Source organism: Serratia sp. S4 (genome assembly GCF_000347995.1).
Taxonomy (GTDB): domain Bacteria; phylum Pseudomonadota; class Gammaproteobacteria; order Enterobacterales; family Enterobacteriaceae; genus Serratia; species Serratia quinivorans.
In genome coordinates this window covers 3105022-3116115 of the sequence record NZ_KB661120.1, presented here as the reverse complement: position 1 = coordinate 3116115, position 11094 = coordinate 3105022, and the positions used below count along the sequence as shown (strand labels likewise).

At 57.3% G+C, this 11094-nt stretch carries 11 protein-coding genes; 8 read left to right on the top strand and 3 right to left on the bottom strand.

The genetic code is table 11. The features are described 5' to 3' along the window. The first annotated feature begins 159 nt into the window (after positions 1-159). Both SERS4_RS0115335 and SERS4_RS26425 read left to right on the top strand, forming a co-directional pair. Entirely contained in the window at positions 160-591 is a 432-nt protein-coding gene (locus tag SERS4_RS0115335) for a type II toxin-antitoxin system Phd/YefM family antitoxin (protein WP_071593023.1), read from the top strand. After that, the gene (locus SERS4_RS26425) at positions 591-1163 is read left to right on the top strand and encodes a type II toxin-antitoxin system death-on-curing family toxin (protein WP_017893144.1); all 573 of its coding nucleotides are present in this window, start codon (positions 591-593) and stop codon (positions 1161-1163) included. The genes SERS4_RS0115335 and SERS4_RS26425 overlap by 1 nt, the downstream gene beginning before the upstream one ends. Positions 1164-1214: 51 nt before the next feature. Here SERS4_RS26425 and SERS4_RS26420 read toward each other — a convergent pair whose 3' ends face one another. Genes SERS4_RS26420 through SERS4_RS0115315 form a run of 3 tightly spaced genes read right to left on the bottom strand, consistent with a single transcriptional unit; the run spans position 1215 to position 3789 of the window. Further along, positions 1215-1364 carry a DUF2474 domain-containing protein gene (locus tag SERS4_RS26420; RefSeq protein ID WP_071593056.1) on the bottom strand — a complete coding sequence of 50 codons (150 nt, stop codon included), beginning with the start codon at positions 1362-1364 and terminating at the stop codon, positions 1215-1217. A 14-nt stretch (positions 1365-1378) separates the two neighbouring features. Next, positions 1379-2386, bottom strand: a complete 1008-nt coding sequence (gene cydB / locus SERS4_RS0115320; protein WP_017893143.1) for a cytochrome d ubiquinol oxidase subunit II — start codon at positions 2384-2386, stop codon at positions 1379-1381. Positions 2387-2388: 2 nt separating this feature from the next. Continuing rightward, the gene (locus tag SERS4_RS0115315; RefSeq protein WP_012145582.1) at positions 2389-3789 is read right to left on the bottom strand and encodes a cytochrome ubiquinol oxidase subunit I; all 1401 of its coding nucleotides are present in this window, start codon (positions 3787-3789) and stop codon (positions 2389-2391) included. A 144-nt stretch (positions 3790-3933) separates the two neighbouring features. On the opposite strand from SERS4_RS0115315, the gene SERS4_RS0115310 reads away from it, so the two are divergent. From SERS4_RS0115310 to SERS4_RS0115285, 6 genes are all read left to right on the top strand, one after another. Then, positions 3934-5352 carry a PLP-dependent aminotransferase family protein gene (locus SERS4_RS0115310; RefSeq protein WP_017893142.1) on the top strand — a complete coding sequence of 473 codons (1419 nt, stop codon included), beginning with the start codon at positions 3934-3936 and terminating at the stop codon, positions 5350-5352. A 153-nt stretch (positions 5353-5505) separates the two neighbouring features. Beyond that, positions 5506-7194, top strand: a complete 1689-nt coding sequence (locus SERS4_RS0115305) for an ABC transporter substrate-binding protein (RefSeq protein WP_017893141.1) — start codon at positions 5506-5508, stop codon at positions 7192-7194. 48 nt (positions 7195-7242) lie between these two features. Next, positions 7243-8199, top strand: coding sequence for an ABC transporter permease (locus SERS4_RS0115300; RefSeq protein WP_017893140.1), 957 nt, complete (start codon positions 7243-7245; stop codon positions 8197-8199). A gap of 2 nt (positions 8200-8201) precedes the next feature. Further along, positions 8202-9152: an oligopeptide ABC transporter permease gene (gene opp4C, locus SERS4_RS0115295; RefSeq protein ID WP_017893139.1), complete on the top strand. Its 951-nt coding sequence runs from the start codon at positions 8202-8204 to the stop codon at positions 9150-9152. Further along, complete coding sequence (locus tag SERS4_RS0115290; RefSeq protein WP_017893138.1) at positions 9149-10135, top strand: ABC transporter ATP-binding protein; 987 nt, start codon at positions 9149-9151, stop codon at positions 10133-10135. The genes opp4C and SERS4_RS0115290 overlap by 4 nt, the downstream gene beginning before the upstream one ends. Beyond that, a complete protein-coding gene (locus SERS4_RS0115285) occupies positions 10125-11093 on the top strand; it encodes an ABC transporter ATP-binding protein (RefSeq protein WP_017893137.1) in 969 nt (322 codons plus the stop codon). The genes SERS4_RS0115290 and SERS4_RS0115285 overlap by 11 nt, the downstream gene beginning before the upstream one ends. Position 11094 lies beyond the last annotated feature (1 nt).

The window sequence follows — 11094 nt, the reverse complement described above, 5'->3', positions numbered from 1 at the left end:
TAGCAATAGAAACTGAGCTAAACGTTGTTGGCCGATTCATTTATCTAATGAATCGATAACAATGGGTTGAGGTCGCATTCTGTACAGGTACGTGATAATCATCTTTTGAAATGTTAATCTCTGTCATAAACACTCAGGCATGCGTGGATAGAGGTTACTATGAAAGAAATTACTTTTACCCGACTCCGAGCCGATTTATCTCAGGTATTAGATGAAATTCGCGATGGCGAGACTTTCATTGTTACTCAACGAGGAAAGGAATCTGTAATGCTGGGACAGGATAATAGCAAATCATTAATTTCAACAACCAATGTGTTGGATAGTGAAATTTTAAAGACAATGGTACGTAATGCCGTATCGGCTATAAATGCTGATAAGGTTACGCCGTCCATAGTGTCGAAAGAGGTCGAAGCGCTTGGGAGAATCATTAAACTTCAGGGAATGCTCGATAAAACCACGATTGATACTCTGCAAAAACAAGCTGAATCGGAGAAACCGTCAAACTCGGCTAACCAACTTTCTATCAAAGATGCTGTCGACGAAGTGAGAAAACGTCATGCCAAAACCATAAGGGATTTGGAGGGTAAGTGATGGAGAAACTTATCTTTCTTTCTGTTCAAGAGGTGATTGATATTCAGCGCGTCACCCTACCTCAGGGAGCAGTAGTAGATATTGATAAGCTGGAAGGTGCCCTGGGTCGGGTGGCCAATCATTACCACTATCACTTATGTGATGATGTATTTGAACTTGCCGCAGTATATTTAATTTCTATAGCAAAATCGCATGCATTTGCTGATGCTAATAAGCAAACCGCTTTTATATCATGTGCAACATTCATGTTGGTTAATGGACATACGCTGAGGGAGTCATTTTTTCTCGTCAAGCTAACGGTAATGGTTGTTGAATATAAGGTAGATGTTAATCAGGTTGCTTTTTTACTGCGCCTGCTTAGTGATTATTATTATAAGTCCATTTTTGGTGGTGTTGATGATTTACCAGGAAATGAAACAGAACGTTTTTTGTATAACTTGACGGTATTTACCATCACTGTTGATAATATTGAAACAGCAGAGTTCATAGCTGTGGCAAACCGCCTGATGAATGACACTGAACTTGATGAAATGGCACACCAAATTGTTGATGGTTACCGTAACCCGGTTTAAAACTGTTGCCCAAATAACCACCTGGGTCAGGTGGCATTTGGGCGTGTATTGTTAATGCGATCTCATGCCCGCTGCATTCATCAACAGGCGGAACAGCGAAGCGACCGCGAACAGCCCCAGCACGCTGGCGCTCCAGATCACGACCAGCCAACCGACGCGTTTCCACCAGGGGGCCGGTACAGGTGCGGTTTTATCCTGCATAGTTTCTTCCCTCATCAGTGATAACCCTGTTCATGGCTGACCTTGCCGCGGAACACGTAGTAGCTCCAGAAGGTGTAAACCAAAATAATCGGAATAATAAACAGCGCGCCAACCAGCATAAAGCCCAGGCTTTGCGGCGGCGCAGCGGCTTGCCACAGCGTGATGGAAGGGGGGATCAACAGCGGCCAAATGCTGATGCCCAACCCGCTCAGGCCAAGGAACACCAGCAGCAGGGTGAGCAAGAACGGCGAGTAGTGCGCCGCATTTTTCACCCCATGCCCAATGCCCCAGGCGCTGAGCAGCACCAGGATCGGCACCGGCAGCAGCACAAACAGATTCGGCAGTGAGAACCAGCGGGTGGCGATCTCCGGGTGAGCAATCGGCGTCCAGATACTGACTACCGCCAACACCAGCAGCAGGGTAGCCAACAGTGGTATTGCCAGCCGGTACATGCGGGCCTGCAGGTCACCGGCGGTTTTCATCACCAGCCAGGTGCAGCCGAGCAACGCATAGGTCACCACCAGCCCCAACCCGCAAAACAGCGCGAACGGGGTCAGCCAGTCGAGGGCGCCACCGGCATAGGTGCGGCCGTTGACCGGGAAACCCTTGATGATGGCACCCACTACCACTCCCTGGCTAAAGGTGGCGAACACTGATCCCCAGATAAACGCTTTGTCCCAGATATGACGTTTTTCCGCCGTGGCCTTAAAGCGGAACTCAAAGGCCACACCGCGGAAGATCAGGCCAAACAACATCAGGGTCAGCGGAATGGCCAGCGCGTCGAGGATCACCGCGTAAGCCAATGGGAAGGCGCCAAACAGCGCCGCTCCGCCCAGTACCAGCCAGGTTTCATTGCCGTCCCACACCGGGGCGACGGTGTTCATCATCACATCACGGTCACCACTGTCCTTAACCCAGGGGAACAGGATGCCGATACCCAAATCAAAGCCGTCCATTACCACGTACATCATGGTGCTGAACACGATGATCACAAACCAAATCAGCGGAAGATCAATGCCCATGTTCAGCTCCTGTCATCCAGAGTTTCTTTCACCGCAGACAGCGGACGTGCCGGTCGGCCTTCGGTGTCATCTTCATGCACTTCATGCTGCTGCGGCCCTTTGCGGATCAGCCGCATCATGTAGGAGTAGCCCACGCCGAACACCGAACAGTAGACGATGATAAACGCCAGCAGGCTGATGCTCATGTGCAGGTCGCCGTGTGCGGAGACCGCATCCCTGGTGCGCAGCAGGCCATACACCACCCACGGCTGACGCCCAATCTCGGTAGTGAACCAACCCGCCAGCAGGGCCAGCAACCCGGAAGGCCCCATCCACAAAATGAAGTAGAGGAACGGCCGGGACTGATACAACCCACCGCGCCAGCGCAGCCACAGACTCCAGACCCCGGCGAGGATCATCAGCATGCCCAGCGCCACCATGATGCGGAACGACCAGAACACCACGGTGGAGTTCGGCCTGTCCTCCGGCGGGAAGGATTTCAGCGCCGGTACCTGCTCGGTCAGGCTGTGGGTCAGGATCAGGCTACCGAGATACGGCACTTCAAGCTTGAAGCGGGTTTCCTCACGCTGCATATCCGGCCAGCCGAACAGGATCAGCGGGGTGGCTTCACCCGGCGGGTTTTCCCAGTGGCCTTCGATGGCTGCGATTTTTGCCGGTTGATACTTCAGCGTATTCAGGCCGTGCGCATCGCCGATCATCGCCTGTATCGGCGCGACAATCAGCGCCATCCACATTGCCATCGACAGCATTTTGCGCATCGCCGGAGTGTCACGCCCGCGCAGCAAATGCCAGGCGGCGGAGGCACTGACAAAGAACGCCGAGGACAGGAAGGCCGCGGTCGACATGTGCAACAGCCGGTACGGGAATGACGGGTTGAAAATCACTTTGAGCCAGTCGACCGGTACCACCTGGCCGTTAATGATTTCGTGGCCCTGTGGGGTCTGCATCCAACTGTTGGACGCCAGGATCCAGAAGGTGGAAATCAGCGTCCCCAGCGCCACCATGCAGGTAGCGAAGAAGTGCAGCCCAGGGCCGACACGGTTCCAGCCGAACAGCATTACCCCGAGGAAACCGGCCTCCAGGAAGAAGGCGGTCAGCACTTCATAGGTCAGCAACGGGCCGGTGATACTGCCGGCAAACTCGGAGAAAAAGCTCCAATTGGTGCCGAACTGATAGGCCATCACCAGGCCGGACACCACGCCCATGCCGAAGTTGACGGCGAAAATTTTTGACCAGAAATGATAGAGATCGCGGTAGGTTTCATTTCGCGTTTTCAGCCACAACCCTTCCAGTACCGCCAGATAACTGGCCAGACCGATGGTAATTGCAGGGAAAATAATATGGAAAGAAACGGTGAAGGCGAACTGTATTCTGGCAAGTTCCAGTGCATCAAGACCCAGCATGGCGCCTCCTTGGGTTGTACATAAAATGGCCTCTTCAGTATAGCGGTAATTTTTCTATCGAAAGCTTGGCGTCAAGTTAAGCACGGAGTACATTAACTATAATAGTGACAGTTATTTCACTTTTTCATATAACAGTTAGGGCCTATGACCAGATACGAACAGCTTGCACAACAGATTCGTGAACAGATCCAGAACCGGGTATGGCGGGCGGGGGATAAGCTGCCGTCGCTGCGCGAGAGCGGTAAACGTGCCGGGCTGAGCCTGATGACGGTGGTGCAGTCGTATCAATTGCTGGAGAGTCAGGGTTGGATCGTCGCGCGTCCGCAATCCGGTTATTACGTGGCGGCGCGTCCGCAGCCATTGCCGCAGCCGGCACACGGCGCAAAGCTGTTGCTGAGTGAGCAGGTGGATATCAATACCTTTATTTTTGATGTGCTGCAGGCGTGCCAGGATCCGGAGATTGTGCCCTTTGGTTCGGCGTTTCCCGACGCCACCTTATTTGCTCAACCCAAGCTGGCACGGGCGCTGAGCAGCGTGGCACGCAAGTTTACGCCGCACAGCTCATTGGCCAACCTGCCACCCGGCAATGAAGCACTGCGCCGCCACATCGCCCAGCGTTATGCGCTGAACGGCATGCAGGTGGCGCCGGACGAAATCGTGATCACCGCCGGGGCGATGGAATCATTAAGCCTCAGCCTGCAGGCGGTGACCCAGCCGGGGGACTACGTGGCGATCGAGTCACCGGCGTTTTATGGTGCGTTGCAGGCCCTGGAGCGGCTGCGCCTGAAGGCGGTGGCGATTGCCACTCACCCGCAGGACGGTATTGATCTCGATGCGCTCGAGCAGGCGCTTGAGCAGTATCCGATCAAGGCCTGTTGGCTGATGACCCACTTCCAGAACCCGCTGGGGGCCAGCCTGTCGGACGACAACAAGCAGCGGCTGGTGAATTTGCTGCGTGAGCGGCAGATTTCCCTGATTGAGGACGACGTTTATGGCGAGCTGTATTTCAGCGCCGAGCGGCCGCAGCCGGCCAAGGCGTGGGACAGCGGCGGGCAAGTCCTGCACTGTTCGTCGTTCTCCAAATGTCTGGCACCGGGTTTCCGCGTCGGTTGGGTGGCGGCGGGGCGCTACGCGCAGCAAATCCAACGGCTGCAACTGATGAGCACCGTCTCGACCAGCGTGCCTACCCAGTTGGCGATAGCCGACTATCTGCTGCACGGCGGCTACGATACTCACCTGCGGCGCCTGCGCCGTTTGCTGGCGCAGCGCCAAAGCATGATGCGCCAGGCGATTGCCCACCATTTCCCGCCTACCGTCAAAGTCAGCCAACCCGACGGCGGCTATTTCCTGTGGCTGGAACTGGATCCGGCGCTGTCGTCGATGGAACTCTACCAGCGCGCGTTAGCGCTGGGGGTGAGTATTGCACCGGGCAGGATGTTCACCACCGGTAACCATTTCAACCACTGCTTCCGCCTGAACGCCTCTTTTGACTGGAACGACAAGCATGAGGCGGCAATCAAAAACTTAGCCAAACTTATCCGGCAGCTCGAACCCGCAGGCTGAACAGCGCCAACGGCGGGGCATCGCAATAGAAAAATTCATAATGCTTTTTCCGGCAATGGAATGCCGGTTTCGTTGTTAGACAGCCCTTCGGCCGCCCATTACTCTGCGATAAATTTTGTCACATTTTATCAACGGGTAGACAAGGGGCAGTGGGTGAGAAAAATAAAAAATAATATAAACAGACTGTTGCAAAAACGACTGGTGCCCCTGGCGCTGGCTGGTGCGATAGGCATTACATTGAGTGCGCAGGCGGAAACGCTGACGGAAGGGATCACCCCGGCCACCGACGCCAGCCTGGTACCGAATGCCGCCAAGCTGCGTAAAGACACCGTGGTGGCCGGTATTCTCGAGCCACAGGGCAACTTTAACCCTTATCTGTTCACCAACGGTTGGGATGAGAACGTCACCGACGTGATCTTCACCCGGTTGATTGGCCTGGACAGCCAGGGTAAACCGGTCGCACGGCTGGCGGAGTCCTGGCAGGTCAGCCCGGATAACCGGGTGTATACCATCAAGCTGCGCCCGAACCTGCTCTACAGCGACGGTTCACCCATCAAGGCCGAAGACATCGCCTTTACCCTGACGCTGCTGCATGACCCGGCCTATGACGGTGAAACCGATATTACCCCGGCGCATATTCAGGGCGGCGCGGAATACAAAAACGGCACCGCCCCCAGCATCAGCGGGTTGAAGGTGATTGACGACCGCACCCTGCAAATTACCACCACCCAGCCGGGTGCGACCACGCTGCAACTGATCGGCGGACCGGTATTGTCGAAAGCCTACTATGGCAAGGATTATCAACGCGGCAAGCTGGAAAGCGTGCGCGCGTTGAATGGTAAGCCGTTGGGCAACGGCCCCTATATTTACGACAAATACATTCCGGGGCAGGAGATCCGCTTCCACGCCAACCCGAATTTCTACCTCGGCCAGCCGGCGGTGGCGCGCTTTATTTACCGCGTGACCAACCCGGCCACCAACTTCCAACTGTTCCAGACCGGTGAAACCGACTATGACGCCTTCACCTCCAAGCCCGATGACATTGAACAGTTGAAACTGTTGGGGTTCGCCAACATCAATTTGTACAGCTCAAGCGACTACAGCCGGGTAGATTTCAACTTTAAGCGCCCGGCGTTGCAGGACGTGCGTGTCCGTCAGGCGCTGATCTACGGTTTGGATCGCCAAAAACTGATTACCGTGGTGTATCAGGGATATGGCTCAGTGGCTAACCAGCCGATCTCACCCGTATCCTGGGCCTATGATCCGCAAGGCATCAATCCATACGCTTATGACGTCAATAAAGCGAAACAATTGCTCGATCAGGCCGGGTGGAAACCGGGTGCAGACGGCATTCGCCAGAAAGACGGCAAGAAACTGGAACTGACGCTGCTGGTGACCAAAAAGCTGCTTAACGATGCGCTGGTGCCGATCGCCAAAGACAACTATCGGCAGATAGGCGTGCTGCTCAAACCGCAGGTGTTGGATTTCAACGCGTTGCTGGCGCAGCGCAAGGCCGGGAATTATGACCTGGCGTCGCTCAGCACCAGCGGGTTGAATGACCCGCATGATGGGGTGCGCGATTTCATCAGCCAGGTGAGTGAAACCGGCTATCACAACCCGCAGGCAGACCAACTGATCGGTCAGGCTAACGCCACGCTGGATATCGGGCAGCGCAAACCGCTGTATCACCGGCTGTATCAGGTGCTGGCGGAAGACCCACCGGTGATCCTGCTGGGTAACCGCAAAGTGCTCAGCGCCAGCAGCGCCCGCGTCACCGGCTTTAAACCGGATGTCTACAATGGCCTGACCGGCAGCCTGCCGGACGTCAAACTGGCTCAGTAACGGCAAGGTACCGCCGTGCTCCTCCGTGCGGCGGTAATGGAAAACACCATGAGAAATTTTATCCTGCGCCGCCTGCTGCAAACCCTGCCGATGCTGCTGCTGGCATCTCTGCTGATTTTCTTTATCTTCGCGCTGACGCCCGGCGATTTTATTGACGGCAACATTAACCTGACGCCGCAGCGCGCAGCCGAATTACGCGCGCTGTACGGGCTGGACCAGCCACTGCTGATCCGCTATTGGCACTGGCTCGGCCAGTTGCTGCAAGGCAATCTCGGTTTTTCGCTGCAGTACCAGATCCCGGTCAGCACCTTGTTGAACCAGTACATCTGGAATTCGTTCCTGCTGGCTTCGGTCGCCCTGGTGTTGTACTGGGGCATTGCGCTGGCGGTTGGCGTGGCTTCGGCGATGAAACCCTATTCGCTGTTCGACCATCTGGTCACGGTGGCGGTGTTCGGTGCCATGTCATTTCCGACCTTTTTCCTTTGCCTGCTGCTGATCAAATGGTTTGCCGTCGATCTGCATTGGCTGCCGGCGGGCGGCATGCTGCGCACCGGCAGCGAAGCGACCGGGCTGGCCTGGGTGGCAGAGGTGGCGGCGCACCTGCTGTTGCCGGTGTTGGCGCTGGTGATGCTGCAGGCCGGTACCCTGACGCGCTATTTCCGCGCCAGCATGCTGGATGTGATCCGCATGGACTACATCCGCACCGCTCGCGCCAAAGGCCTGAAGGAGAAAACGGTGATCGTCAAACACGCGCTGCGTAATGCCTTGCTGCCGATCATCACGCTGCTGGGGTTTGAATTACCGGCGCTGTTTTCCGGCGCGCTGATCACCGAAAAAATCTTTAATTGGCCAGGGGCGGGGCATATCCACATCGACTCGCTGGCCGCCCGTGACTATCCGGTGCTGATGGGCTTCACGCTGTTTCTGGCGGTGCTGACCATTTTGGGCAATCTGCTGGCGGACATTCTGTACGCCTATGCCGACCCACGAATTCGTTTGAGGTGAAGATGTTGGCAACGCTGTTTTTTGGACGCCGTCGCCGCTGGCGGCAGGCGCAACTTCCGGCGCTGGCGCAGCTGTCGCCCCCCCCAACCGTACAGGCCTGGCAACGGCTGCGGCGTCACCGGCTGGCGATGGCCTCGCTGCTGTTGCTGCTGATACTGGCGGTGCTGTGCATCTTCGGGCCGATGCTGTCGCCCTGGCAGGACGATGCCGGTGATGCGCTAAACATCAACCAGGCACCCAATGCGGCACACTGGCTCGGCACCGATTTCCTCGGTCGCGATATTTATACGCGCCTGCTGCTGGCGGGGCGTATCTCACTGACCATCGGCCTGGTATCGATGCTGCTGTCCGTGACGCTCGGTTACCTGTTGGGGGCGCTCTCCGGCTATCTGGGCGGCATGGTGGACAAGCTGATCATGCGCTTTGCCGATCTGCTGATGACCATCCCCAGCCTGCCGCTGTTGATCATTATGGGGGCGATGCTGTCCGAGTTGGACGTCTCGCCGGACTACCGTATCTACATGGTGATGATCATGCTCAGCCTGCTGGGCTGGCCTTCATTGGCGCGGCTGGTACGCGGCCAGATCCTGTCGCTGCGCGAGCGCGATTTCATGTTGGCGACCGAAGTGCTCGGGCTGTCCACCCGGCGACGTCTGTTCGGCCATCTGTTGCCGAATACCATTCCCATCCTGGTGGTGGTGGCGACCATGGGCGTTGCCAACGCCATTCTCAGTGAGTCGGCACTCAGCTACCTGGGGCTGGGCGTGGTACCGCCGACGCCGTCGTGGGGCAACATGATGGACGCCGCCAACAGCCTGATCGATTTTCAACGTCGTCCCTGGTTGTGGATGCCACCCGGCCTGGCGATTTTTATCACCGTAGTAGCGATCAACATTCTGGGTGACGGCCTGCGGGACGCGCTCGATCCGAAAATGAACGGAGCAAGACCATGAGCCGACCCCTGCTGGCTTTTAATCAACTGTCGGTGGCCTTCAATGGCGAGCAGGGCCGGGTGCAGGCGGTGCAGCAACTGAGTTTTGAACTGCATGCCGGACAGACGCTGGGAGTGGTCGGCGAGTCCGGCTGTGGTAAAAGCGTCAGCGCCATGGCGCTGATGGGGCTGTTGCCGCAGCCGCTGGCGCAAATTGACGGCGGCGAAATCCATTTCGACGGGCAAGATTTATTGAAACTGCGACCACAGCAGATGGCCGATCTGCGCGGTAACCGGTTGGCAATGATTTTCCAGGAACCAATGAGCGCCCTGAACCCGGTGCTGACCATCGGCGAACAGCTGGTGGAACCGCTGATCCGTCATCGCGGTACTTCGCCGAAGGCGGCCTGGCACGAGGCGACGGCGCTGATTACCGAGGTGGGGTTGGCGCGTGCGGAGCAGTTGATGACCAGCTACCCGCATCAGCTCTCCGGCGGCATGTTGCAGCGCATTATGATAGCCATGGCCATCAGCTGCCGTCCGGCCTTGTTGATTGCCGATGAGCCGACCACCGCGCTGGACGTCACCGTACAGGCGCAGATCCTGGCACTGCTGCGTGAACAGACCCGCAAAAATAATATGGCGATGATGCTGATCACCCACGACCTTGGCGTGATTGCCCAGATGGCCGACCGGCTGGTGGTGATGTACGCCGGACGGATAGTCGAGCAGGGGGCAACGCGTGAAGTGCTGGCTAACCCGCTGCACCCCTATACTCAGGGGCTGATGGCTTCGCGGCCGGTGGCCGGGCAGCGGCGACGCAGGCTGTATTCGATCCCCGGTCAGGTACCTGATTTGGCTAAACTGCCCGACCATTGCGCCTTCGCCGATCGCTGCGCCCAGGCCAGTGCGCGCTGTCGCGACGGCATCCCGCCGTTGTATGGCCCATTGCAGCGCCAGTCGGCCTGTTTTCTGAATGCCGGAGGGCGCATTCATGTCGGCTGAGTGGTTAGTGGAAGTCAAAGGTTTGAAGAAGCATTTTCCGCTGCGGGAAGGCCTGTTCGGCCGGACTACCGGGCAGCTGCGAGCGGTGGATGACGTCAGTTTCGGCATTCGAAAAGGCACGATTTTCGGCCTGGTGGGCGAGTCCGGCAGTGGGAAAACCACCGTCGGCCGCACGCTGCTGGGGCTGCATGACAAAACCGCCGGTGAGGTGCTGTTCAAAGGACAGGCGCTGGATGCGCTCAGCCCACGACGGCTGCGTGAGATGCGCCCGAAGATGCAGTTGGTGTTTCAGGATCCCTACAGTTCGCTGAACCCGAGGATGCGCATTGGCGATGCGATTGGTGAAGCCCTGTTGCAACATGGGCTGGCGCAGAAAAGCGAACTGCGTGATCGGGTGATCGACACCATGGAGATCTGCGGGCTGTCGGCGCAGCACTACGGCCGTTTTCCGCATGAGTTTTCCGGTGGTCAGCGGCAGCGTATCGGTATTGCCCGCGCGCTGATCCTGCAGCCGGAGTTTATCGTTGCGGACGAGCCGATTTCGGCGCTTGACGTCTCAATACAGGCGCAGATCATCAACCTGTTTTCCGATCTTCAGGAGCAGCAGGGGGTGACCTTCCTGTTTATTTCGCACGATCTCGGGGTGGTGGAACACCTGTGTCAGGACGTGGCGGTGATGTATCTCGGCCAGATTGTCGAGAGCGCAGACCGCGACAGCCTGTTTGGCCAACCGCGCCATCCCTATACCCAGGCGTTGCTGGCGGCGGTGCCCAGTCTGGATCCGCAACGCCAGCCGCAGGCGATGGCGCGGGGCGAACTGCCTAACCCGGCGCAACCGCCGCACGGCTGTCGTTTTCACACCCGTTGTCCGCAGGCCACCGCGCAGTGCCGGGAACAGGCCCCGGTATTACGGACGGTGGCCGCAGGGCATCGGGTAGCCTGCCATTATGCCGAGTGAC

Coding starts and splice junctions, on each gene's coding strand:
- SERS4_RS26425 (WP_017893144.1), top strand. CDS start 591: ATGGAGAAACTTATCTTTCTTTCTGTTCAAGAGGTGATTGATATTCAG.
- SERS4_RS0115290 (WP_017893138.1), top strand. CDS start 9,149: ATGAGCCGACCCCTGCTGGCTTTTAATCAACTGTCGGTGGCCTTCAAT.
- SERS4_RS0115310 (WP_017893142.1), top strand. CDS start 3,934: ATGACCAGATACGAACAGCTTGCACAACAGATTCGTGAACAGATCCAG.
- SERS4_RS0115335 (WP_071593023.1), top strand. CDS start 160: ATGAAAGAAATTACTTTTACCCGACTCCGAGCCGATTTATCTCAGGTA.
- SERS4_RS26420 (WP_071593056.1), bottom strand. CDS start 1,364: ATGCAGGATAAAACCGCACCTGTACCGGCCCCCTGGTGGAAACGCGTC.
- opp4C (WP_017893139.1), top strand. CDS start 8,202: ATGTTGGCAACGCTGTTTTTTGGACGCCGTCGCCGCTGGCGGCAGGCG.
- SERS4_RS0115285 (WP_017893137.1), top strand. CDS start 10,125: ATGTCGGCTGAGTGGTTAGTGGAAGTCAAAGGTTTGAAGAAGCATTTT.
- SERS4_RS0115300 (WP_017893140.1), top strand. CDS start 7,243: ATGAGAAATTTTATCCTGCGCCGCCTGCTGCAAACCCTGCCGATGCTG.
- cydB (WP_017893143.1), bottom strand. CDS start 2,386: ATGGGCATTGATCTTCCGCTGATTTGGTTTGTGATCATCGTGTTCAGC.
- SERS4_RS0115315 (WP_012145582.1), bottom strand. CDS start 3,789: ATGCTGGGTCTTGATGCACTGGAACTTGCCAGAATACAGTTCGCCTTC.